The organism is Paenibacillus sp. FSL W8-1187 (assembly GCF_037965485.1).
Lineage (GTDB): Bacteria > Bacillota > Bacilli > Paenibacillales > Paenibacillaceae > Paenibacillus_O > Paenibacillus_O pasadenensis.
This window is the reverse complement of sequence record NZ_CP150181.1, coordinates 1,125,141-1,148,875: the sequence shown is the minus strand read 5'-3', so window position 1 is coordinate 1,148,875 and position 23,735 is coordinate 1,125,141. Positions and strand designations below refer to the sequence as shown.

The window sequence follows — 23,735 nt, the reverse complement described above, 5'->3', positions numbered from 1 at the left end:
TCAGCCTTGCCCGAAGCGCGTCGCTTCAATCAAAAAAAGCGTCCAGGCCGCCTGCGAGGGCGGGCCTGGAACGCCTGTCTGTCTGTCAGCCGAGCACGAGCCGGTCGTCGGCCAGCTTTTGGCCGCTGATCTGCTCGAACTCGCCGAGCAGCCGCTGGACGGTGAGGCCGTCCTTGCGGCTGGCCGGGATGTCGAGGATGATGCGGCCCTTGTCCATCATGATGAGGCGGTTGCCGAGGCGGATCGCCTGCTCCATGTTGTGCGTGACCATGAGCGTCGTCAGGTTCATCTCGCGCACGAGCGTCTCCGTCAGCCGCGTGATCAGCTCGGCGCGGGCCGGGTCGAGCGCCGCCGTATGCTCGTCGAGCAGCAGGATGTCCGGCTCGGTGAACGTCGCCATCAGCAGGCTGAGCGCCTGGCGCTCGCCGCCCGACAGCAGGCCGACCTTGGCGGTGAGCCGATTTTCCAGGCCGATGCCGAGCTTGGACAGCTGCGCGCGGAATACGGCGCGGCGGCGGCTCGTCACCGCCCAGCTGAGGCCGCGCTTGCGGCCCCGGTTGTACGCCATCGCGAGATTTTCCTCGATCGTCATGTTCGGCGCGGTGCCGGCCATCGGATCCTGGAACACGCGGCCGATCCAGCGGCTGCGCTGCGCTTCGGAGCGGACGGTGATGTCCGTGCCGCCGATCGACACCGAGCCGAGATCGGGCTTCATGACGCCGGAGATGAGGTTCATGAGCGTCGACTTGCCGGCGCCGTTGCTGCCGATGACAGTGACGAAGTCGCCCTTGTCCAGATGCAGGTTGACGTCCATCAGAGCGACCTTCTCGTCGACGGTGCCGGGATTGAACAGCTTGGAAGCGGATCGGATCGTCAGCATGTCATTTCCCTCCCTTGGCCGAGGCGGAGGCGATCTCCGCCGTGCGGCGCCGCGCCTGGCGCCGCTGCTTGAGCGCGCGGTTGGCCGTCGGCACGACGAGCGCCACGATGACGATGGCCGCCGTGATGATCTTGAGATCGGAGCTCTTGAGATGGAGCCAGTCCGCGTTCAGCGCGGCCGCGATGACGACGCGGTAGACGACCGCGCCGACGACGACGGCGAGCGTCGTGCCGAGCACGCCGCGGGCGCCGAAGATCGCCTCGCCGATGATGACCGACGCCAGGCCGATGACGATCATGCCGATGCCCATGCTGATGTCGGCGAAGCCGGCATCCTGGGCGATCAGCGCCCCGGAGAGCGCGACGAGCCCGTTGGAGAGGCTGACGCCGATGATCGTCGTCCGGTCGGTGTTGCCGCCGAAGCTGCGGATCATGCGCTTGTTGTCGCCGGTCGCGCGCAGCGACAGGCCCAGGTCGGTCTTGAGGAAGGCGAACAGCAGCAGCCAGACGAAGCCCGCGACGACGGCGAGCACCGCCAGATACAGCCACGAGATGCCGCCGATCGTCCAGGCATCGGACTTGATGAAGCCGCCGAACAGGCTGTCCTGGACCTTGACCGGCAGGTTCGGCTTGCCCATGATGCGCAGGTTGATGCTGTACAGGGCGATCATCATGAGGATGCCGGCCAGCAGGCCGTTGATCTTGCCCTTCGTATGAAGCAGGCCCGTGCAGGCGCCTGCCGCCATGCCCCCCGCCATGCCGGCGAGCGTAGCCAGCAGGGGCGATTGCCCGTGGCTGATCATCAGCACCGAGATGGCGGCTCCGGTCGTGAAGCTGCCGTCCACGGTCAGATCGGGAAAATCAAGGATGCGGTACGTGATGTAGACCCCGAGCGCCATCAAGGCATAGATGAGTCCGAGCTCAAGCGCTCCGTTGAAGGAGACGAGGGACATGATCGACACGGCAGAAACACCTCTTATTGGATAATATTCGCTTCCGGATCCTTCACCTGGCTCTTCATGGCGTCGGTCACCGTGATGCCTTGGGCTTCAGCGGCTTTAAGGTTGAGGATCAGATCAAGCTTCTCTTGCATCTTGACCGGCATGTCGCCGGGATTTTTGCCGTCCTTGAGCACCTCGGCGGCCATTTGGCCGACCTGGTAGCCGTGGTCGTAGTATTTGAAGCCGACCGTGGCGAAGGCGCCCTTTTCGACCGTGTCGCGGTCGCTGGAGAAGAACGGGATCTTGTTGGCATTGGCGACCTCGATGATGGAGTCCACGCCGCTGACGACCATGTTGTCGAGGGCGATGAACAGCGCGTCGGCCTTGCCGATCAGCGATTCGGCGGCCTGCTTCACCTCGGAGGTGTTCGTGACGGGCGCCTTGACCAGCTTGATGTCATGCTTGGCGAGCGCCTGCTCGGCGTTGTCGGCCATGATGACCGCGTTGGACTCGCCCTCGTTGATGACCATGCCGACGCTCTTCACGTTCGGGAAGTCGGAGGCGATGAAGTCCATCAGCTGCACGACTGCCGCCGGATTCGTATCGGAGGCGCCGGTGACGTTGCCGCCCGGCTTGTCCAGGCTCGGCACGATCTCGGAGGCGACCGGATCGGTGACGGCGGCGAACAGCACCGGGATCGCGGTCACGTTCTCCACGAGCGCCTGCGCCGACGGCGTCGCGATGCCGAGCGCCAGATCCGCCTTGCTGCCGGCGATCTTCTGCGCGATCGACAGGTTGTTGCTCTGGTCGCCCTGAGCCGAGTCGAAGTCGACCTTGAGGTTGTCGCCCTCGACGATGCCCGCGTCCTTGAGCGCGTCAAGGAAGCCTTGGCGCGTCGCGTCGAGCGACGGATGCTCGACGATCTGCGAGATCGCGATCGTATAGGACTTGCCGTCGGCGTTTGCCGCCGCCGTCGGAGACGGGCTCGCCGCGCCGCCCTCGTTGCTCGATTTGGCGCCGCAGCCGGAGGCGACGAGCGCGAGCGACACGAGTGCCGCCGCCAACATTCTCTTGTTCATTTCAGATCCCCTTTTCGTGTATGAAATGGAAAAGACAAGCATTTTTTCACCAATAACTTTACCAAATGTAAAACTCAGTACCACCAGTTTAAGTCCCTTTGTTCCATTCGTCAATTAAAGCATGACTGCCCAAGCGGGTCGAAGCGTCGGTTCGGAGCAGGAGCAACGCCCTGTCCGGATGATCCGCCGGCGCGCGGCAAAAAAGCGGGAAGGCCGGCCTGGCCTTCCCGCTTCGCGGCCAATCATTCGGAGCGCACGTCCGGCGCTCCTTCTGCCGCCTCGGCGTCGCTGCGCACCTTGCGCTCGTTTTCCTCCAAATAATAATGGCGGATCGGCCGCAGGCTGTCATCCAGCTCGTAGACGAGCGGCGTGCCGGTCGGAATGTTGAGCGTCGCGATGCCGTCGCCCGGGATGTCGTCCAGGTAGCGGACGAGCGCGCGGATCGTATTGCCGTGCGCGACGAGCAGCACCCGCCGGTTCTCGTGCAGCGACGGCTCCACCTTTTCCCGCCAGTAGGCGAGCACCCGCTCTTCCGTGTCGTCGAGGTTCTCCGTCACCGGCACCCGGTCCGCGATCGCCTTGTATTTCGGATCCGTCCCCTCGTACCTCGGATCGGACTTGTCCAGCGCGGGAGGACGCACGCTCACCGAGCGCCGCCACAGATGCACCTGCTCCTCCCCGTACTTGCGGGCCGTCTCCTCCTTGTTGAGCCCCTGCAGGGCGCCGTAATGGCGCTCGTTGAGCATCCACGTCTTGTCGGTCGGAATCCACAGCAGCCCCATCTCGTCCTGCATGATCCAGAGCGTGCGGATCGCCCGCTTCAGCACCGACGTGCAGGCGATGTCGAAGACGAACTTGTTCTGGCGGAGGATCGCTCCCGCTCTCCTCGCCTCCTCCTTGCCCCGCTCGGTCAGATCGACGTCGGTCCAGCCGGTGAACCGGTTCTGCTCGTTGTACTCGCTTTGCCCATGGCGGACAAGCACGATTTTGATCACTTACAGGCCGCCTCCTTCCTTCTGTATCCGCTCTCTCTTTCAGTTTACCCGTCCCGGGCGGAATGAGACCAATCCCCGTCTACCCGGGGGATTTCCTTCATACGGTAGAAGCAGCGTCTCCACGCGAAAGGAGCCTGAAGCCATGAAGGAAACCTGGACGCTGCACGAGCCCGATTTGAGTTTGAAAGGCTCTCGCCCCTGTTCCGCAGCGAGTCCGCCTGGCGCGGCCATCTCGCCTTCGGCTACGACCTCGTCGCCAACCTGCGCCCGGCCGCCGTCGTCGAGCTCGGCACCCATTACGGCGCTTCCTTTTTCAGCTTTTGCCAGGCGGCCAAGGATCTCGGGCTCGCGGATACGGCGCTGCATGCCGTCGATACATGGGAGGGCGATGCCCATGCCGGCCGCTACGGCCACGGCGTCTATGAGCTCGCCAGCCGCGCCGCCGCCCTCTATCCGGGCGCCCGGCTCGTCCGCGCTTCGTTCGACGAGGCGTGCGGCCGGTTCGCCGACGACTCCATCGACATCCTGCATATCGACGGGCTCCACACGTACGAGGCCGTCCGCCATGACTGCGAGACGTGGCTGCCCAAGCTCGCTCCCGGCGGGCTGCTGCTGCTGCATGACATCGAGGTGAGGATCGGCGACTTCGGCGTGTGGAAATGGTGGGCGGAGCTGGCCGCGGGCTGCCCGTCCGTATCGTTCGGCCACTCGGCCGGACTCGGCGTCGCCGCTCCGAAAGGAGAGCATCCCGCGATCGGGCTGCTGCGCGGCCGGCTCGCGGAGCTGCAGGCGCATTATGCCCGCGGCTGATGCCGGCATCCGGCATCAGCAAAAAAATCGCGTTTCCTCCGGTCCGGGACCGGAGGAAACGCGATTTTGCCGCAAAAGGGCAGACGCGCGGCGCGCGGCAGGCTCCGAAACGCTCAGCCCTGCAGCCGCTCGCGGGCATGCTCCCGCATCCATTCGTTGAGCTCCCACAGGTCGGCCACCGGCTGCCGGGTGAAAGGGAGCGTCGGCAAGTAGCCGGGCGGGCCGAACTCCGCCGTGAACGTAAGCTGCGGGCTGTCGGCAGCTCTCCGGACGGCCGCGATGTCCCGCCACCAGCCCGTGAACAGCTCCAGCTCGCGGGCGTATTCCGGCGCGGCGGGATGCGGCACCTGCGGGCCTTGGGGATGGCCGATCCGCCCATGGATATGGAAGGAGCGGGCGATCGCCTGCTCGAGATGGTCCTGCTGATTCTCCAGATGCGACTCGCATACGGCCATCCAGTGGCTGAAGTCGGCCGCCAGCTTCAGCTCGGGAAACTTGCGCAGCAGCCGCGACGTCGTCCACGGCGTGAACATCGCGCGCCCGCGATGCGTCTCATGGCAGACGGCCGCTCCATGCCGCCGCTCGATCTCCAGCGCCGCGTCGAAAAAGCGGTCCTGCTCCTCCTCCGGCATGGCGTCGCGCGCGCTGTGCGACACGATCGCCGCCGGCCGGAACGCCGCCGCCCGCTCCATCTGCTGCCGGAACGAGGCGACATGATCGCCGTCCGTGAACAGCTGCAGAATCAGCTGCAGTCCGTGCCGCTCCAGCAGCGCCTCCAGCCGAGCCTCCTCTCCGACCGGCGGCAGAGGCATCTCGACCCCCGCATAGCCATGGGCGGCGGCACGGGACAGCTTGTCCTCCAGCGTTCCCTCCATCCCCCACAGCGCCTTGAAAAACAGCAGCTTCATCGGCTTTCCCCTTTCTGCGCCTTTGAGTCCGGCTGCGGACGGCTTGATTACGGATATAAAATCGGGTTGAGCCGGCTCGCGGCGGCATCTCCCGGCGAGAGCTCGGGGAACCAGCGGGCCAGATCGCTCCGGCGCGCGCCGCTGTCCGGCTCGGCGATCGTCAGCCCGTCGGCGATGTAGATGACGGTCATGACCTCGCGCATGAGGCTCGTCGGGTTGCCCGGAGCGCTGTGCAGCGTCCAGCCGGCGTGGAACGTGGCGTCGCCTGCCGCCATCGCGCCGTAGTTGATCTGCGGCAGTCCTTTTTGCTCGATATAGGCCTTCAGCGTCCGATGCGACTCGTCCGATATCTCCTGCTTGGAAATGTAGCCGTTCTTGTGGGAGCCCGACACGAAGGTCATCGAGCCGACCTCCTCGGGCACCGGTACGAGCGGCATCCAGAGCGTGATCGTCTTGTCCGTATCGAGCGGCCAGTAGATTTGATCCTGATGCCAGGGCGTATGCCCGCCGCCCGGCTCCTTGAACAAGGCCTGGTCATGGTAGATTCGCACCGCAGGCACGCCCATCAGGTCGGCGGCGGCTTTGGCGAAGCGGCGGGCGAACACGAACCTTCGAGCCGCCTCGCTCAGCTCCCAGACGTTGCCGATCTGGATGAAGGCCTTGCCGTACGTATCGCGCTCCTCCAGCGGCTTGGTGTGATAGTTGTGCTCCCGCACGACCTCGCCGATCACCTCGCGGTAGGCGGCGATCTCGTCCGGCCGCGCCAGCTGCCGGATGATCGCATGACCGTCGCGAAGATAGCCTTCCCGCTCGGCGGCAGACAGCTCCACCGTGTCGTTCAGCTCCGGAAGTTGGTTCCCTATGCTCATGGCTTTCGCGCTCCTTATCGGTAAAATCGCTTTCATAAAGGAGTTTATCCCGATTTTACTTTCCTGTATGTGCATGGCATGATGATTGGAGTTGCCTAAAATGACTGACTTGCGAAAGGAGCCGCCATGGACCTGCTTCCCGACTCCGCCGCCCTTCCGATCGTCCCCTACATCCGGGAAAGCGACTTCGCCGTCCGCCCGGCTTATTACTTCCCCTTCCGCAAGCTGCTCGACTACCTGTTCATCTACATCCGCAAGGGCGAGCTCCATGTCGTGGCCGACGGGACGAGCCATCGGTTCGAGGAAGGCCAGTTCTGCCTGCTCCAGCCGGGCACGGTCCACGATCTGAGGGCGGACGGGGCCAATGAGACGCCTTTTGCGCATATGGATATTTTCTATGAGCCCCAACGGGAAAAAAGCTTTCCTACGCGGCCGGGCCAGCTGGACCTCGCTTCATTTGCCCACCTGATGCAGCCGAGGCTGAACGACTTCGACGGCATCGCCATCCCTGTCCTGCTGCAGCCGCAGAAGCCCCATCTCTACCGCCACCTCCTTATCGAGATGGTGGAAAGCTGGCAGGACCGCGACCCGCTGTCCAAGCTGAAGGCGCAAGCGGCGGCCACCCGGCTCGTGCACCTCATCTTGCAGGATCACGCGCATCCCGCCGCTTCCAAGCCGGGCCGCCCTCAGCTGGACTGGATTCCGTCCTACTTCTCCTTTCATCTGGCCGACCCGCTGGACATCGAGGAGCTGGCCCGGCGCGCCCACCTGTCGACGTCCCGCTTCCGGGCCGTCTTCCGCGAGCGCTTCGGGCTTCCGCCCCATCGCTATCTGATGGAGCTGCGGCTCGAGCATGCGCGGGAGCTGCTCGCCGGCTCGGACCATACCGCGTCCCAAATCGCGGATTATTGCGGATTTTCGAGCCTCAGCCACTTCCATCATGCTTTTCGGGCGCGGATGGGCGCCTCGCCCGGCGCTTACCGCGAGCAGAGCCGAAAAGCCGGCCCGCCGGAATGAGGAGCTCCGAGGGGCGCCAGCATGCGGCCCGGACCGAGGGGCGCCAGCATGTGGCCCGGACCGAGGGGCGCCAGCATGCGTTTCTCCGGACCGCGGCGGCGCGCTCAAGACGGCGAGCGGGCGGCTCCGTACCAGGACAGCGGCTTGGGCGCCCAATCGTACTCGTAGAGCACCGCCTCGATCCGATGCTGGACCACGATGTCGGCGCTGGCGCGCGCAGCCCATTCGTCATCCTCGCCGTAGCCGATGTCCAGGTACCGATGCCGCAGCGCCAGCTCCCGGCGGTAGGCCATCAGATGGTTGGGCTTGCGGGTATACCCCTCCGCGTCGCTGCCATGATCCAGCTCGATTCCGTACCGGCATAGGCGGGAAGGCGATCCGTCCGCGTGCACCCGCACGTCGAACACGATGCAGTCCGCGTCCGGCTCGCTGCGGATCGCCGCGAGCAGCCGCTCGGCATAGCCGTCGGCGATCCGGTCGTCGTCGTCGACGAAGGCGACGAACTTCCCTTGGGCGAGCTCCAGCAGCGCGTTGCGCTTGGCTCCGGTCGTCCGCAGCCGGTTGTCCGTCAGCGCCAGCAGCTCCACCGGACGTCCGTGCGACTGGGCCCGCAGCCGCTCCAGCAGGACGGACAGCGAGGCGCTCCGCTCCGGCAGCGAGGGAATCAGCACGGACAGCAGCGGCTGCTCCGAGCCGCCCCCGCTCATGCGCTCCGCCATCATCTCCCGATTGGCCTCGATGCTGCGCTGCCCCGGCGGCGCGTGGACCGCCGCCGCTTCGTTGCTGAGCCAGGCCAGCTCCGGCCGGCCGAGTCGGTCGTCGCAGACCGCCAGCTGAAGCCTCGGCAGCCAGCGCAGATCCGGATCCAGCCGTCTTCCGAGCTGGCGCTCGCAGGAGACGGCGAGGTCGGCGAGACGGAGCCAGACCGACGCGCTCTCGTAGTCAAGCTCCTCCATCGCCTTCGCTCCGGCGCGGTAGCAGGCCAAGGCCGGGGCCGACAGGTCCAGCTCCGGCTCGGAGCTGCGCAGCGTGCGATGCCAGTAGCTGCCCCTCCTCCACGTAAGCCGCATGAAGCCCGATACGCGCATCCAGGCATCGACCCTTTTTTCGAACAGCTCTCCGCCGTAAGCCGGGTACCGCTCCGATGCCGGATGGCGCTCCCCGTAGATGCGCGCGCGAAAATCGAGCGTCCGCACGAGGTAGCACTGGTCGGAGAAGCCATAGCCGAGATGGAAGTCGCCGTCGGTCAGCAGCGCCTCCCGCGCCGCTTCGTCCATCCGCCCGTTCGGCACCGGATTCGCCGCGACGATCGACCGCTGCAGCCGCATCCGCTCCAGGCACGGCCGCAGCCAGTCGGTCGGCTCCTCCAGCATGCAGTCGCCCGCATAATGGAGCAGATATTCCGTGCGGCAGCGATAAAGGGCGACCAGCTCGGCGATCGAGTAGCGATAGCCTCCCTGGAAGTCCTCCTCCGTCAGGCCGAAAAAGAGCAGCGCCTCCTCGCTATGCTCGTCGACGAGCACGCAGTCCGTCAGCACGCCTTCGTCGACGAGCCGCCGCGCATGGCGGAGGACGAGCTCGGGCCGTTCGACATTGTTGACGTACAGGATCCGCTCGGCAAACGGAAACCGATGCTGCGCGATCGCCCGGCTCAGGCGGTCGGTCAGCAGCAGCTCGCGCCAGTCCCGCTCGTAGCACTTCGTCTCAAAGGTGACACCGGGCCGCAGCACCGGAGCCGGACCGCCGCCGGTCGGCCTCGCCAGCGGCGCGGCGTACCCGCCGGCGGCGGCGTCCCAGCGCGGACGCGCCGACGCGAGGACCAGGCGGCTGGCCGCCGCGTCCCGCAGCCGTGTCGGCTGGACCGCCTCGGCCGCGAGCCGCTCGCCCTCGGCCGCCTCCGGCTGCGCCGCCGGGACCTGCATCCCCTCGCGCCCGGCCGCCCCCGGCTGCGCCGTCGGGACCCGCAGCCGCACCGGCTCGATCGCCGCCAGCGGCTCCTCCGGCCGCCGCAGCCGGGCCAGCAGCCGGCGCGCCTCCTCCGGCGCGAGCTCCTCGCCGGCGCGCAGCCACAGCGCATGCTCGCGGCCGGCCTCCTCCAGCGCGGCCCTCGCTCCGGCCGGCTCGCCGAGCTCGGCGCGCACCGTCTTGAGGTCGCGCTCGCGGCCGAGCCGCGCCGTCCGCTCCCAGCCCTCGCGGCCGTGATGGACGAGCAGGATCTCGTCCGCCAGTCCGCGGATGGAGGCGAGCGTCGCGTCGAGCGCCGCCTCGTCCGCCTCGCCGCCGATGCCGATCGAGCAGCTGACGGCCGGCGACCGCCGATACAGCAGCTCGACCGGATCCTCTCCCCACTTGGCCCGCGCCACCTGGCGGCCCTGCTCCAGCAGCATGCTCAGGTCCTGATCCTCCAGCGCGTTCATCGTCACATGTCCGTAGTGATGCACGAACGAATCGCAGGCGACGAGCAGCCGCCAGCCGTCGCGCCGCAGCCGCAGGCACAGATCGTCGTCCTCGTAGTTGCCGAGACCGTAGCCTTCGTCGAAGCCGCCCATCTCCAGCGCCAGCCGGCGGCGCAGCAGCAGGCAGAACCCGACGAGCCGCGGCAGCTCCCAGCTGCGTCCGCGCCAGCCGGCCGCGCGCTGCGCCGCGAACGGCTCCAGGCCGTCGATGCCCGGGCCGTACGGGGCGTCGACCCGCTGCGGCCCGCTGACGTAATTCGAGACCGGACCGACCATGCCGCATAGCGGCTCCCGCTCGAGCAGCCTTTCCATCGCCTCCAGCCAGCCGGCCGTGACGACGGTGTCGTTGTTGAGGAACAGCACGTTGTCCCCCTCGGCCAGCGCCAGCCCCTGGTTGCAGCCCTTGGCGAAGCCTTCGTTGCGGCGGTTGAGCTCCGTCTTGAAGCCGCTCTGCCGGAGCAGCTCCGCCGTGCCGTCCGTCGAGCCGTTGTCGACGACGATGAGCTCGTAGTCGGACGTATGCGCCTGCACGCTCTCCAGGCAGCGGAGCGTATAGTCCAGCTGGTTGTGCGTCAGTATGACGATGCTTGTCTTCATAGCAAAAGCCGCCTCCTCTGCCTCATCTATATGAGGCTTGGAAAGGCGGCATGACGATCGATCTCCGCTCGTTCAGCAAGGCGGCCATTTGGCGGCCGAGCCGACCTTTTCGTGGGATTGGAGCTGACGGATCGTCCCTGACAACAGGCTGTCAGCTATTGCCGCAGCGTCCCAGCATCCAGTCGGCGGCGCAGGCGAGCACCTCCTGCCGGCCCGCCTCGGCATGCAGCTCATGCCGGAAGCCCGGCCATTCGCGGTAGGAGCAGCGCTCTCCCGCGCGCTGCGCGAAGCGCCGGCTCGCCCGCGGCGACGTGATGCGGTCGGCCCCGCCGTGCATGAGCAGCAGCGGCACGCTCAGCTCCGGCGCGTGGCTCAGCGCCCAGCGGCCCGCCTGGCTGACGGCGGCGAACGTGCGCAGCGTGATCCGTCCGTGCCGCAGCGGATCCTCGTCATAGCGGCGCTGCATGTCCGGGTCGGAGGTGCCCCGGCGGTTCGCGCCGACCAGGCGATAGCCGGGCTGCATGCGCTCGCGGAGGCGGCCCCACAGCAGCTTTGCCGGCGGCGGCGCCGGAGCCAGCTTCAGCCACGGTCCCGCCACGACGGCTCCGGCGAGCGGCGGGCGGCGTCGCAGCATGAAGTTGAGCGCTACATTTCCGCCCATGCTGTGGCAGAACAGGAACCGCGGCAGCCCCGGCCAGCGGCGCTGCATGTCCTCGACGATCCGTTCCACGGGCTCCAGCAGCGCGTCGTAGCCGGGGCAGTCGCCGCGCCGGCCTTCTGTCCGGCCATGCCCCCGCTGGTCGAAGGCGATCACCGCGAAGCCGCGCTCCGTGAAGAACGAAGCCACATGCGCGTAGGCGCCGCAATGCTCGCCCAGCCCGTGCACGATGCCGACCGCGGCGACCGGCTCGCCCTCCGGCATCCAGCGGCAGCCGTAGATGCTGACGCCGTCGCGGCTTTTCCAGCTCAGCTCCTCGTAGGACATCGATCCTTCCTCCTTTGACGTTTCGGTTTGCCTTTTCTTCCTATTACCCTGTATGCAGGACGCTCTGTTGCCGTGCGGCGAAAAAAGGGCTTGGCCCCGGCCGGACAGGCATGGAATAATGGCGAGAGAAGATTCGTCGCCCATAACCTGTGAAGCTAGGGCGTGTTTGCAAACCCGCTCAGGCTTTTTGCCCCCTGCTTCGTCACGCAGGCTCGACGTACCCCCGGTACGCCTTCGCCTACGTTCCTCGCAGGGATTAAAAATTCGGCAATATCGGCTTCCTTCGGAGGTTGCAAACACGCCCTAGAGAACCTGCGGCTGCGGCCGCGAGCGAAAAGGAGCCTTTCCTTCCATGAGAAACCTGCTTATTACCGGCTTCGAGCCCTTCGGGGGCAGCCGCATCAACCCGACCGAGGCGCTGATGGCATCCATCCGCGAGGAATCGTTCCCCGGCGCCGCCGTCCATACGCTGCTGCTGCCGGTCGTCTTCGGCGAGTGCGCCGAGCGGCTCAAGCGGGAAATCGACCGCCTGCAGCCGGATGCCGTCCTCTGCTGCGGCCTGGCCGCCGGACGCGCGGCCGTCACGCCGGAGCGGATCGCCGTCAACGCGATGGACGTGCCGGCCGGCGCCGCTTTTGGCGACAACGACGGCAATCGCCCGCAGGACGAGCCGATCCGGGCCGGCGGGCCGGACGGCCTGTTCGCCACGCTGCCGATCCGCCGCATCGAGCTGGCGCTGCGAGCGGCGGGCATCCCCGCCTCCATCTCGGACACCGCGGGCTTGTTCATCTGCAACAATACGATGTACGCCGCTCTCGACCATGTCCGCGACAGCGGGTCGGGCGCCCTCGCCGGCTTCATCCACTTCCCCGCCTCGACGGAGCTCGCGCTTGACAAGCCCGGCCTGCCCTCGCTGCCCCAGTCCATGCTGCATGACGCGCTGCGCATCGCGATCGCCGAGACGCTGGCGGAGCTGGACGAGCGGAGCGGAGCCTGAACAGCTTGACGCGCGAAAGGGGAGGCTCCGGAACGTTCCGGAGCCTCCCCTTTGTCCATGGCGCTGCCGCTCGCCGGCTGCCATGGCCTTGCTGCGCTACACCGCCGTATATCCGCCATCGACGAGCAGGCTCGCTCCGGTGACGAAGGAAGCGTCGTCGCTGGCGAGGAACAGCACCGCCGCCGCGACCTCCTCCGGCCGGCCGAGCCGCGCCATCGGATGCAGCGACACGAGATGCTGCGTGATCGCCTCCGTGCGGCCGCCGATGAGCGGCGTGTCGATGTAGCCCGGGCAAACGGCGTTCACGCGGATGCCCCTAGCCGCGTAATCGGCGGCCATCGACTGAGTCAGCAGCTTCACGCCGCCCTTGGCGGCCGCGTAGGCGCTGACCGAGCCTTTGCCGACATGGCTGTGGATCGAGCCGCAGTTGACGATGACGCCGCCGCCCTGCGCCAGCATCTGCTGGACGGCGTACTTGTCGCACAGGAAGACGCCCGTCAGGTTGATGTCGATCGTCCGCGCCCAAGCCTCATGGCTCAGCTGGTCGACCGGCGCGTCCTTGGCGATGCCCGCGTTGGCGAACAGGATGTCCAGCCGCCCGAACGTCCGCACCGTCTCGTCGACCATGCGCTTCACCTGCTCCTCGCTCGTCACGTCCGTCTTGACGAACAGCGCCTCGTGGCCAAGCCCCTTCAGACGCTCCGCCTCGGCCTGTCCTTGATCGGCGAAGTCCGCGATGACGACCTTGGCGCCCTCCTCCGCGAACTTCTGCACGGTCGCGGCTCCGATGCCGCTCGCGCCGCCGGTGACGACGGCGACCTTGTCCTTGAACCTCATGTCCATCTCTCCCATCCGGATCGGATCGCGGGAGCCGTGGCCCCCGTTCCACTCTCTAGATTGGTTCGGCTTTCCTTTTCCTATGCAGATTCACGGATGCCGCTCTGGAGATCGGACCGATGCGCCGGGAAAAGGAAAGGAGCTGCCTCAAGTCGAGGCAGCTCCTGGCTCGGGTCCAAGGCATAGGACTGCCTTGGATTGGCGAAGTCGGGCCCGAGCACCGAATCCAAGGCATATTTCTGCCCTGGATGGAGGAATTCAGGCCCGATAACCAAATCCAAGGCACATTTCTGCCCTGGATGGAGGGAATTCAGGCCCGAGAATCGAATCCAAGGCACATTTCTGCCCTGGATTGAGGAATTCGGGCCCCGATAACCGAATCCAAGGCACATTTCTGCCCTGGATGGAGGGAATTAAGGCCCGACAACCGAATCCAAGGCACATTTCTGCCCTGGATTGTGTAATTCGGCCCCGAAAATAAAATCCAAGGCACATTTCTGCCTTGGATTTCCCGCCTCAGGCCCGCCGCGCTCAGCGGATGCCGCGGCGCTTGCGCGAGCCCGGCTTGTTGACGGCTTTGCCGCCGCCGCCGACCGCGTCCTGCTGCCATGAGCCCGGGGCTGCCGATCGCGGAGTTCGTGCCGCCCGTGCTGCTTCGGCCGGCCCCGCTGGCGAGCTGCGTGGCGGAGGAACTCTGCGTTCCCTTCGCCAGCCTGCCGCGTCTCCGCCCGCTCGCCGCCCCACCTTCCTGCCCGGACGTCCCGTCGCCGCGCCGGCCCCGCTTCCTGCCGCGCCTCCGCCCTCTTCGCCTCGGCCTATGCGGCCGCGTGCCTGCCCGGCCGCCGCTACTCCTTGACTCCAGCCGCTCCAGCCGCTCCTGTCGCCCCGGCCGCTCCGGCCGCACGCAGCTCCTGCGCATACTCGTCGAGCCGCACGGGAACGCCTCCGGAGAGGCGCGATTTCTCCGCCGCGAACGCCATCAGATGGCTGCGCACGGAAGCGGCCGCGGACGTCAGGCTTTCCTGCCCGCCGTAGTTCCGCACCTCCTCGATGAAGCTGCGCACGATGCCGCTGTCGCCGCCGCCGTGGCCGGACCAGGTCACCGGCGGGTGGATGATCGTCTTTTGGCCGGTCAGAAAGTCGTACACGGAGATGAGGTCGTCCTCGCCGCGGATCTCGCCGCGCGTGCCCATGATCTGGATGCGCCGCTCCTGCTCATGCGTGAAGCCGCTCATGCTGAACATCGCCGTCGCGCCGCCGTCGAACTCCATCGCCACGACCTGATGGTCGACGACGTTGTTGTCGCTGCGGTAGACGCAGCGGCCGTAGTCGGTCGTGCGCAGCCCGTGCAGGATCGTCTCCCGCTCCAGATCGTCGCAAAAATGCCCCGCCCAGCCCATATACGGCTTGCTCAGGTAGAAGCGCGTCGCCGAGTAAGGGCAGTCCGGCTCGACGGCGCAGTCGAGGCAGCGGTCCGCCGAGCCCGGCGGCGCCTGCTCCTCGCGGAAATGCATCCGCGAGCCGAACGAGCTGACGCTCGTGCAGGGCTTGTCGATCAGCCAGCTCAGCACGTCCATGTCGTGGCAGGACTTGGCGAGGATCATCGGGCTCGCCTTGTCGGAGTTGTTCCAGTTGCCCCTCACGAAGCTGTGCGCGATATGCCAGTAGCCGACGTTCTCGTTGAGCTGGATCGAGGCGACCTCGCCGATCGTCCCGTCCGTGATCAGCTTCTTGATCGCCGCCCAGAACGGCGTATACCGCAGCACATGGCAGATCGTCAGCAGCCGGCCGTGGTCGCGGGCCGCCTGCTCCATGTCGAGGCATTCCAGCGGATCGGGCGACATCGGCTTCTCCAGCAGCACGTGGTAGCCTGCCGCGAGCGCGCGCATCGTCGGTTCGTAGTGCATCCGGTCCTGCGTGCAGATGATGGCGATGTCCGCCTTCCGCGGTCCGTCCAGCAGCGGCTCCCAGCTGGCGTAGCGCTCCTCGGGAGGCACGCCGTGCTGCTCGGCGGTCCGCTCCAGCCGCACCGGGTCGAGCTCCGCGACCGCCGTCAGCTTCAGCTCATGCGGACGATCGAGCGCATAAGGAGCGTAGCCCTTGGCTCCGCGCGCCCCCGCGCCGATCAATACAGCCGTCAGTTGTGCCATGTTGTCTCTCCTTGCTTCTATAATATAGATGGCTCCGCCTGCGTCCGAAGCCTACCCGTTCGAGCCGATCGTGCGGTCGAGGGCGGACTGGTAGATCTCGATGTACCGCTTCAGCCCCATGCTCTCCAGCGTCGAGACATAAGCGTCCCACTCGCCGGTTCCATTCAGGATGAACTTGTCGCGCATCTCGTCGACGTACGTCTGGATGTCCGTGCCGAGCGTCCCCATCTCCTCCTGCTCCTCTTGGGCGAAGTTGAAGCCCGGCCAGACCTGATCCGCCTGCAGCGTGTACGGGTCGGCCTTTTTCGAGTTCTCGACCGAGGTCGGCAGCCCTTCGGCGCCTTTGAAGTACTTGTGCGTGACGAAGCCCGGATAGTAGCCGCCCGGCCAGATCAGATACTGGCTGACCGCCTGGTCGAGGCTGAGCCCGTCCTTGTTGTTCTTGATGTCCTCCGTGTAGTCGACGCTGCCGTCCGCGTTCTCCACGTACGTCTCGTCCTTCCAGCCCATGAAGAAGTTGCGGATGCCCTCGTCCCCGTAAAAATAGTCCATCCAGCGGATCATCGCCTCGGGATGCTCCGCCTTGTCCGTCAAGGCGAACATGCCGATGTTGCCGAGCGGCGCGCCGAGGTACGTGTACATCCGCTCGCCGTGCGGCCCTTCCAGCACGGGCAGGCCGACGTAGCCCTGCTGGTTGTAGATCGCCACCGGGTCGACGTTGTCGACGACGCCGAGCAGCCCTTCCGCGCCTTTCGCGTCGATCTCCTCCGCCTTGACCGAAGCGATGTCCTTCTCCAGCAAGCCGTCCTTGTACAGGCCGTGCACGAACTCCAGCAGCTCCTTGTAGCGCTCGGAGGAGGGCACGAAGCGGATCTTGCCGGCCGCCTCCGGATCCTCGTCCACGTACGGGTTGGCCGTGCCGTGGTTGTTCAGGCCGTAGGCGCCCTTCAGATAGTTCACGAGGCCGAGCGTGCCGACGCCGCCCCAAGCGATCTCGTCGGGCTTGCCGTTGCCGTTCGGATCGCCGGTCTTGATCGCCTTCAGCATTTCCTTGAACTGCTCCAGGTTCGCCGGCTCCGCGACGCCGAGCTTGTCGAGCCACTCCTTCTTGATCCACGGCGTGTTGAAAAAGACGGAGCGGAATTCCGGGTCGTACACCGTCGGCAGCGAGTAGATGTTGCCGTCCGGCATCGTGATGCCTTGCTTGATGACCGGGTACTTTTCCATCAGCGCCTTGAAGTTCGGGGCGTAGCGGTCGATCAGATCGTTCAGCGGCAGGAACACGCCCTGGTCGCCGTACTTGGCCACATCCGTCTTTGGAAAAGCCGAGGCGAAAAACAGCTCCGGATAATTGCCGCCGGCGAGCAGCAGGTTGCGCTTCTCCTTGAGCACGTCCTTCTGCACCGTCTCCCATTCCACATGGATGTTCGTGCGCGCCTCATAGTCGGTCCACAGCTTGAGCGTGCTCCAGTCGACGTTGGCCATGAACTTGCCGGCGAAGCCGCTGACCGTGATCTTCTCGCCGACAATCGGGAAGCCGCTCTCGTTCAGTCCGGCCGGAGCGGCAGCGTCGGACTTGGCCCCGCCGTCTCCGCCTGCGCCGTTTTCACCGCTGCCTCCACTTGCGTTTCCTGCGCCGTTGCCGTTGCTGCATGCCGCCAGCATTGCCGCCGCGAGCGCCAGCGCCAGCATCCCCTTCGTCCGCTTCCGTTTGCTTCTCTCCATGTTCCTACCCCTCCCGATTGATCGTTCGATATGGATCGATATGGAAGATCAGCCCTTGATGGCGCCGACCAGAATCCCCTTGACGAAATACCGCTGCAGGAACGGATAGAGCAGCAGCATCGGAATGTTCGCGACGATCAGCACGGCGTACTTGATGCCCTCGACCGCCTGCCTCGCCTTGATCGCCGACTCGGTCGAAGCCCGCACCATGTCGTCGGTCTGGCCTTGGATCAGAATCTCGCGCAGGATGAGCTGCAGCGGGAATTTCGGCCGGTCCGACAAATAGAGCAGCGCGTTGAAAAAGGCGTTCCAGTGGCCGACCGCATAGAACAGCACGGTGACGGCGAGGATCGGCATCGACAACGGCAGCACGACGCGCAGCAGCGTGCCGAAGCTCGAGCAGCCGTCGATGACGGCCGCCTCCTGGATCTCCGGCGGAATCGACTGCTGGAAGTAGGTGCGCATGATGATGATGTTCCAGATCGACACCGCTCCCGGCAGGATCATGACCCAGAACGTGTCGAGCAGGCCGAGGTTTTTGATGAGCAGGTACGACGGGATGAGGCCGCCGCCGAAAAACATCGTGAACACCATCAGGCCCATGAACAGGCTGCGGCCGACGAAGTCGGAGCGCGACAGCGGATAGGCGGCGAGCACCGTCATCGTCAGGTTGAGGGCGGTTCCGGCCACGGTGTAGAGCACCGTGTTCAGGAAGCCGCGCAGGATCGCATCGTTGTCCAGAATTTTCGCGTACGAGTCGATGGTGAAGCCTTTGGGCCAGAGCCAGATCTCGCCGTTCATGATCTTGAGCGGCTCGCTGAAGGAAGCGATCAGCACATAGTACAGGGGATACAGGACGATCAGCGAAACGATGCCGAGCACGGCGTAGACGACGATGCCGAACGCTCTGTCCTCGCGGGTAGCGGGCATGGCGGTTCCCTCCTTACCACAGGCTGCTGCCGCCGGCGCGGCGGGCGATCGAATTGACGGTGACGAGCAGGATGAAGTTGATGACGGCGCTGAACAGTCCGATCGCCGCCGAGAAGCTGTAGTTCGCGTCCAGGATGCCGCTGCGGTACACATAGGTGTCGATGATGTCCGAGCTCGCGAGGTTCAGGTTGTTCTGCATGAGCAGCACCTTCTCGAAGCCGATCGACATGATGCTGCCGACGTTCAGGATGAGCAGGATGAGGATCGTCGGGCGGATGCCCGGCAGGTTGATGTGCCAGATGCGCCGCAGCCGGCTCGCCCCGTCGACGCGGGCCGCCTCGTGCAGGGCGGGATCGATGCCGCCGAGCGCGGCCAGGTAGATGATCGAGCTCCAGCCCATCGTCTGCCAGACGTCGGAGAGCACGTACAGCGTCTTGAACCAGGCGGGATCGGCCATGAAGTTGACGGATTCGCCTCCGAGCGAGACGAGCATCGTGTTGACGAGGCCGTAGCGGGGGTTGAGGAAGATCATGAGCATGCCGACGACGACGACCGTCGAGAGGAAGTGCGGCGCGTACGTGACCGTCTGCACGAACTTCTTGAACCTCTCCGAGCCGGCCTCGTTCAGCAGGAGGGCGAGCAGGATCGGGATCGGAAAGCCGACCGCCAGCAGATAGGCGCCGAGCTCGAGCGTGTTCGTCAGCAGCCGCTCGAAGAAGTAGCTGTCGAAGAAGCGCTCGAAATGCTTGAAGCCGGCCCACGGGCTGTCCCAGATGCCCTTGTTGATGCGGAAGTCCTTGAACGCGATCTGGATGCCATACATCGGGGCGTAATGGAACACGAGATAGTAGGCGATGACCGGCGCGATCATGACGTACAGCTGCCAGTTGCGGGCGATCCGGCGGCCGAGCGGCGCTCCGCCGCCGGCACGGGCGAGCGGCCGGCGGAGCCGCATAAGCCGCTGAGGCGCGGACGCCCCGCCGGTTGCGGGCGGCGCGGGCGGCGGCGACGCAGATGCCGCGAGCGCAGCCGGCGGCGCGGGCGGCGACGCAGATGCCGCGAGCGCGGCAGGCAGCGCGGACGGCGACGCAGATGCCGCGAGCGCGGCAGGCGGCGCGGGCGGCGACGCAGATGTCGCGAGCGAGGCAGGCAGCGCGGACGGGGCGGGCGGCGGGCCCAGTGGCGACGCAGGCATCGCGCCGGCTTGCTGCTGAAGGTTGGCCACGACTGTTCTCCCCTAGCACGTTAGTTTAGCGAATCCATTGTCAGCTTCTCTAACACAGCTCGATAGTAGCAGGCTTCGCTCCAAACCGTCAACCAAAAATTCCAACTATTCATTGGATTTGGAATGAGAGTTTAGCTTGTTCGTTGCATCGGATGCCGCCAAACGCCACTTCGTTGTCGATTTTAAGATAAAGATAGCGCTTCCAAAGATATGATGCTTAGATTATCAGATTTTTTTTCGGTCGACAAGATCAATTTTTGGTTTCCCACATCCAAATAATTTGGATTCGAGCCCATATAGATCAAACCAGACGATTTCTCGCCCGACGCTTTGCGAGCAAAACACAAAAAGACGAGGCCAGGGCGGCTGGCCTCGTCTTTTTGTGTTTTTTCATCCTGCCCGGCCCGTTCGGTCCGCTTCGCTCGGTTTTTCCATCGTAGCGCGCGATCCGCCTTCTTGGTTGGCTGAATCCTGGCACATCGTCGCGACGAGGGAGTCGAGAGTGCCTTGGGTGGCAGTAATCCGGCACATCGTCGCGACGAGGGAGTCGAGAGTGCCTTGGGTGGCGGTAATCCGGCACATCGACACGACGAGGGAGTCGAGAGTGCCTTGGGTGGCAGTAATCCGGCACATCGTCGCGACGAGGGAGTCGAGAGTGCCTTGGGTGGCAGTAATCCGGCGCGCCGGCGCGACGAGGGAGTCGAGAGTGCCTTGGGTGGCAGTAATCCGGCGCGCCGTCGCGACGAGGGAGTCGAGAGTGCCTTGGGTGGCAGTAATCCAGCACATCGACACGACGAGGGAGTCGAGAGTGCCTTGGGTGGCAGTAATCCGGCGCGCCGTCGCGACGAGGGAGTCGAGAGTGCCTTGGGTGGCGGTAATCCGGCGCGCCGGCGCGCCCTACTCATGGTTTTTTCGTGCGTAGCGCAGGCTCGCGGGCTACACGCGGTTTTTCCGTGCATAGCCCGACCAGGGCTTGCGCTTGTGGAAGGCATTGTCCGAGCCGAATGGCGGCCGTCCTGACACCTTCAGCGCCAATAAGTCCTCTCCCTCGATTGCGCCAATGGCCATAAGTCCGTCATGGCCGCGCCTCCAGCTTCTCCGCCGCTCTCTCCGTCGACCACTCACCGGCTTCGCCAGGCCCTACTCGACCGCCTTCTCCGCGCCCTTCTCCACCGCCCTCTCCGCCAACGATTCCGCCGCTCTCTCCGCACCATTCTCCACCGACTGCTCCGCCGCTTCCGCATCCGCGCCACCCGGCGCCGCGCCGGAGGACTCGCGAACGATCAGCTCGCAGGGGAGCAGCAGCTTCCTCGCGCCATGGTGCTCGCCCTGCGCGTAGTCCAGCAGGAACGTGCAGGCGGCGGCGCCGATCTCCTCCCGGGGCACGTGGACCGAGGTGAGCGGCGGCGACGTGTACTGGGCGAACTCGATGTTGTCCATCCCGACGAAGGCGATGTCCTCCGGGATGCGCAGTCCCGAGTCGATGACCGCCCGCATGGCGGGGATCGCCAGCGAATCGCTCGCGCAGAAGATGGCGCTCGGCCGTTCGGCCGGCCCCAGCCTTCTCAGCATGTCGAGCGTCTCGCTGTAGCTTTTTTCGATGATCCACTCGGAATTGACGATCCAGCGCGGATCGGGATGCCGATCCGCCTCCAGCATCGCGAACTTGTAGCCGATGTAGCGCTCGTCCCGCTCCAGAGTGCGGTCGAACGCCGGTCCTCCGACGAAGCCGATCCGCGCATGCCCTCTCTCCTGCAAATGGCGGACCGCCAGCCGAGCGGCCGCCAGCCGGTCGCAATCGACGATCGGGACGCCGAAGATGGATTCGTCGTTGAGGCTGACGCCGACGATCGGCACGCCCGCCGCCGCCAGCTGCCCGTACAGGCGCGAATCGTACCAGCTGAGCGCCAGCACGCCGCGGGTGCCGCTTTCCTCCAGCATGGACGCCAGCCGTCCCGGCTCCCGCAGCTCCTCGCTCGCCCGCATCAGCGCCGGCGGCTGGCCGAGCTCCTCCAGCTTGCGGTGAAAGCCTTCCAGCACGGCGGTGAAATAAGGGTGATGGCCCATCAGGCCGCCCGGCAGGATGCAGGCCAGCTGGACGCGATCCGCTCCTGCCGCATGAGCCGGTCCCCCTGCAGCGGATAGCCCAGCTCCCGCGCGGCATCCAGCACCCGGCGCTTCGTCTCCTCGCTGACCGGACGAGTCCGGTCTCCGCTGATCGCGCGGGAAACGGTCGATATCGATACGCCGAGCCGCTCGGCGATGTCTTTGAGCTTAGCCAATGCTTTCTTCCTCTCCGGCATCGCGCCTGAATTGCTCTCATCTTAGCACAAGAGGCGAACCGAGTTACAGCGCCCCCGAATCTGCCGATAGCGCGCTGACGCTTCATCGTGCTAGAATAAGAGATCATGTTCCTTTCGCACGGAGGTGTCTCATGGATACGATGGTGCTGCGCGTCGCCCGCAACCTCAAGAGAATCCGCAAGTCCAGGGGCCACAGCCTGGACAAGCTGTCCGAGCTGACCGGCGTCAGCAAGACGATGCTCGCCCAGATCGAGCGCGCCGACTCCAACCCGACGATCACGATCCTGTGGAAAATCGCCAGCGGCCTGCGCATCTCGGTGTCCGACCTGATCGAAGAGGACCGCTCGAGCGTGACGCTCGTTCCCGCCTCGACGGTCGTGCCGATTACGGCCGACGACGGCCGCTACGCGAGCTATCCGCTGTTTCCGTACCATGACGAGTCCCGCTTCGAGATCTACCGCGTCGTCATGCAGCCCGGCTGCGCCTACGAGTCCGAGCCCCATCACGAGGGCGTCGAGGAGTACGTCGTCGTCACGCGCGGCGCGCTGCGCCTGCGCATCGGCGAGGAGTGGCACGCGGCAGCCGCAGGCGACGCCATCCGTTTCAGCGCGGACCAGCCTCATGCCTACCACAACGAATCCGCCGAGGAAGTCACCGAGCTGCAGAGCATCATCCGCTATCCGTTCTGAAGCGGACCCCATCGGCTCGATCCCGCCCCATCGCTCGATCCGGCCCGCCGGCTCGAGCCGGCGCTGAACCTGCGTCGCATTCCCGCTTCCACCACCCAAGCCGGCCCTGCGCCGGCTTTTTTTGTTGTTTACAAAAGACCGCCGCCTAATATACTATTACATACGCGGTTGTTCTTTATAGTGAACATATGTACTTTATCAAGCGCTGCCATAACGGAGAAAAGCGTTCAAGCGGCATCCCGTCCCCATCCCGCCGCGCAAAAAAGGAGAATGCCCCATGCCAACGACGATGACCGGCCTCGTAAAGGCCGAACGCAAGCCCGGAGCCGTGCTCCGGGAGCTGCCGATTCCGCAGATCGGACCGGACGAGGTCCGCATCCGCGTGAAGGCCAGCTCCATCTGCGGAACGGACATGCACATCTATCGCTGGGACGAGTGGGCGGAGCAGAACGTCGTCACGCCCAATGTGTTCGGCCATGAATTCGCCGGCATCGTCGACGAGGTCGGCAGCTCCGTGCGCGGCATCGCCCCCGGCGACCCCGTGTCCGCCGAAGGCCACATCGTCTGCGGCGTCTGCAAGCAGTGCCGCTCGGGCAACGCCCATGTGTGCCCGCACACCCGCAGCTTCGGCATCAGCGCGCCGGGCTGCTTCGCGGATTATGCCGTCACCAAGGCGGTCAACGTTATCCCGAACGACCCGTCGCTGCCGCATGAGCTCGCTTGCCTGCAGGACCCGCTCGGCAACGCGGTGCATACGGTGCTGTCCGGCGACATCGTCGGCCGCTCCGTCGTTGTCGTCGGCTGCGGGCCGATCGGCCTGATGGCGATCCAGGTCGCCAAGGCGGTCGGAGCCGGCCGCATCATCGCGGTCGATCTGCATGACTATCGGCTCGGCATGGCGGCGAAGCTCGGCGCGGACGCCTGCCTGAAGCCGTCGCCCAGCCTCGACACGGCCGAGGAGCTGCGGCGCCTGACGGACGGAGCCGGCATCGAGGTCGGCCTGGAGATGTCCGGCAGCGGCGCCGCGATCTCCAGCCTGCTCGAGGCGATGGCTCCCGCCGGCCGCGTCTCTGCTCGGCATCCCGCCCAAGGCGGTGCCGATCGATCTGGGTCGCCATGTCATTTTCAAAGGACTCGAGGTGCACGGCATCACGGGGCGGCGGATGTACCGGACGTGGCATCAGCTCAAGGGGCTGCTCGACTCGAAGCGGATCGACCTGCAGCCGCTCGTCGACCATACGTTCACGCTGGACCGCTTCGAGGAAGCGTTCGAGCTGATGGGCTCGGGACAGTGCGCCAAGATCGTGTTTAAGCATTAGCGCCAGCATTCATGACGGGCAGCC

Annotated in this window: 20 protein-coding genes and 1 pseudogene; 5 read left to right on the top strand and 16 right to left on the bottom strand. The window is 65.8% G+C overall.

All coding sequences use genetic code 11. The annotated features are described in order from the left end of the window. Positions 1-85: 85 nt before the first annotated feature. The 5 genes from NYE40_RS04960 to NYE40_RS04940 form a co-directional block, all read right to left on the bottom strand. Positions 86-880, bottom strand: coding sequence for an ABC transporter ATP-binding protein (locus NYE40_RS04960; RefSeq protein ID WP_101808570.1), 795 nt, complete (start codon positions 878-880; stop codon positions 86-88). 1 nt (position 881) lies between these two features. Then, on the bottom strand, positions 882-1,832 hold the full coding sequence (locus NYE40_RS04955) for an ABC transporter permease (protein ID WP_101809412.1): 951 nt from the start codon (positions 1,830-1,832) through the stop codon (positions 882-884). A gap of 23 nt (positions 1,833-1,855) precedes the next feature. Next, positions 1,856-2,899 (bottom strand): ABC transporter substrate-binding protein, encoded by a 1,044-nt coding sequence (locus tag NYE40_RS04950; protein WP_339279426.1) that lies wholly within the window; start codon positions 2,897-2,899, stop codon positions 1,856-1,858. Between the two features lie 242 nt (positions 2,900-3,141). Next, on the bottom strand, positions 3,142-3,894 hold the full coding sequence (gene gpmA, locus NYE40_RS04945; protein ID WP_052333065.1) for a 2,3-diphosphoglycerate-dependent phosphoglycerate mutase: 753 nt from the start codon (positions 3,892-3,894) through the stop codon (positions 3,142-3,144). Positions 3,895-3,933: 39 nt separating this feature from the next. Beyond that, positions 3,934-4,425 (bottom strand): hypothetical protein, encoded by a 492-nt coding sequence (locus tag NYE40_RS04940; RefSeq protein WP_339279424.1) that lies wholly within the window; start codon positions 4,423-4,425, stop codon positions 3,934-3,936. A 120-nt stretch (positions 4,426-4,545) separates the two neighbouring features. Here NYE40_RS04940 and NYE40_RS04935 point away from each other — a divergent pair, with 120 nt between their 5' ends. Continuing rightward, positions 4,546-4,704, top strand: coding sequence for a hypothetical protein (locus tag NYE40_RS04935; RefSeq protein WP_339279423.1), 159 nt, complete (start codon positions 4,546-4,548; stop codon positions 4,702-4,704). 113 nt (positions 4,705-4,817) lie between these two features. Here NYE40_RS04935 and NYE40_RS04930 read toward each other — a convergent pair whose 3' ends face one another. After that, positions 4,818-5,612, bottom strand: a complete 795-nt coding sequence (locus tag NYE40_RS04930) for a TIM barrel protein (protein ID WP_339279422.1) — start codon at positions 5,610-5,612, stop codon at positions 4,818-4,820. A 47-nt stretch (positions 5,613-5,659) separates the two neighbouring features. Continuing rightward, positions 5,660-6,481 (bottom strand): phytanoyl-CoA dioxygenase family protein, encoded by an 822-nt coding sequence (locus NYE40_RS04925; protein ID WP_101808566.1) that lies wholly within the window; start codon positions 6,479-6,481, stop codon positions 5,660-5,662. Positions 6,482-6,607: 126 nt separating this feature from the next. On the opposite strand from NYE40_RS04925, the gene NYE40_RS04920 reads away from it, so the two are divergent. After that, complete coding sequence (locus tag NYE40_RS04920) at positions 6,608-7,498, top strand: AraC family transcriptional regulator (protein ID WP_339279421.1); 891 nt, start codon at positions 6,608-6,610, stop codon at positions 7,496-7,498. A gap of 104 nt (positions 7,499-7,602) precedes the next feature. Here the strand turns inward: NYE40_RS04920 and NYE40_RS04915 are convergent, their stop codons facing one another. Further along, entirely contained in the window at positions 7,603-10,551 is a 2,949-nt protein-coding gene (locus NYE40_RS04915; protein WP_339279420.1) for a glycosyltransferase, read from the bottom strand. A gap of 151 nt (positions 10,552-10,702) precedes the next feature. Next, entirely contained in the window at positions 10,703-11,536 is an 834-nt protein-coding gene (locus tag NYE40_RS04910; RefSeq protein WP_153782860.1) for an alpha/beta hydrolase, read from the bottom strand. A gap of 352 nt (positions 11,537-11,888) precedes the next feature. On the opposite strand from NYE40_RS04910, the gene NYE40_RS04905 reads away from it, so the two are divergent. After that, positions 11,889-12,533, top strand: a complete 645-nt coding sequence (locus NYE40_RS04905; protein ID WP_153782859.1) for a pyroglutamyl-peptidase I — start codon at positions 11,889-11,891, stop codon at positions 12,531-12,533. Between the two features lie 96 nt (positions 12,534-12,629). Here NYE40_RS04905 and NYE40_RS04900 read toward each other — a convergent pair whose 3' ends face one another. The 7 genes from NYE40_RS04900 to NYE40_RS04870 all read right to left on the bottom strand — a co-directional run bounded on the left by NYE40_RS04900 (position 12,630) and on the right by NYE40_RS04870 (position 21,682). Then, complete coding sequence (locus NYE40_RS04900; protein ID WP_153782858.1) at positions 12,630-13,370, bottom strand: SDR family oxidoreductase; 741 nt, start codon at positions 13,368-13,370, stop codon at positions 12,630-12,632. An 845-nt stretch (positions 13,371-14,215) separates the two neighbouring features. Further along, the gene (locus NYE40_RS04895; RefSeq protein WP_339279416.1) at positions 14,216-15,520 is read right to left on the bottom strand and encodes a Gfo/Idh/MocA family oxidoreductase; all 1,305 of its coding nucleotides are present in this window, start codon (positions 15,518-15,520) and stop codon (positions 14,216-14,218) included. 51 nt (positions 15,521-15,571) lie between these two features. After that, complete coding sequence (locus tag NYE40_RS04890; protein ID WP_028598107.1) at positions 15,572-17,245, bottom strand: extracellular solute-binding protein; 1,674 nt, start codon at positions 17,243-17,245, stop codon at positions 15,572-15,574. A 48-nt stretch (positions 17,246-17,293) separates the two neighbouring features. Continuing rightward, a complete protein-coding gene (locus NYE40_RS04885) occupies positions 17,294-18,175 on the bottom strand; it encodes a carbohydrate ABC transporter permease (RefSeq protein ID WP_101808562.1) in 882 nt (293 codons plus the stop codon). Between the two features lie 13 nt (positions 18,176-18,188). Beyond that, the gene (locus NYE40_RS04880; RefSeq protein ID WP_339280018.1) at positions 18,189-19,130 is read right to left on the bottom strand and encodes an ABC transporter permease subunit; all 942 of its coding nucleotides are present in this window, start codon (positions 19,128-19,130) and stop codon (positions 18,189-18,191) included. A gap of 1,410 nt (positions 19,131-20,540) precedes the next feature. Next, complete coding sequence (locus tag NYE40_RS04875) at positions 20,541-21,467, bottom strand: substrate-binding domain-containing protein (RefSeq protein ID WP_339279415.1); 927 nt, start codon at positions 21,465-21,467, stop codon at positions 20,541-20,543. Next, the gene (locus tag NYE40_RS04870) at positions 21,467-21,682 is read right to left on the bottom strand and encodes a LacI family DNA-binding transcriptional regulator (RefSeq protein WP_339279413.1); all 216 of its coding nucleotides are present in this window, start codon (positions 21,680-21,682) and stop codon (positions 21,467-21,469) included. Before NYE40_RS04870 ends, NYE40_RS04875 begins: the two co-directional genes overlap by 1 nt. Before the next feature lie 152 nt (positions 21,683-21,834). Here NYE40_RS04870 and NYE40_RS04865 point away from each other — a divergent pair, with 152 nt between their 5' ends. After that, positions 21,835-22,392 (top strand): XRE family transcriptional regulator, encoded by a 558-nt coding sequence (locus tag NYE40_RS04865; RefSeq protein ID WP_028598110.1) that lies wholly within the window; start codon positions 21,835-21,837, stop codon positions 22,390-22,392. Between the two features lie 277 nt (positions 22,393-22,669). Beyond that, positions 22,670-23,711 (top strand): annotated as a pseudogene (gene tdh / locus NYE40_RS04860) (L-threonine 3-dehydrogenase). Positions 23,712-23,735: the final 24 nt, after the last annotated feature.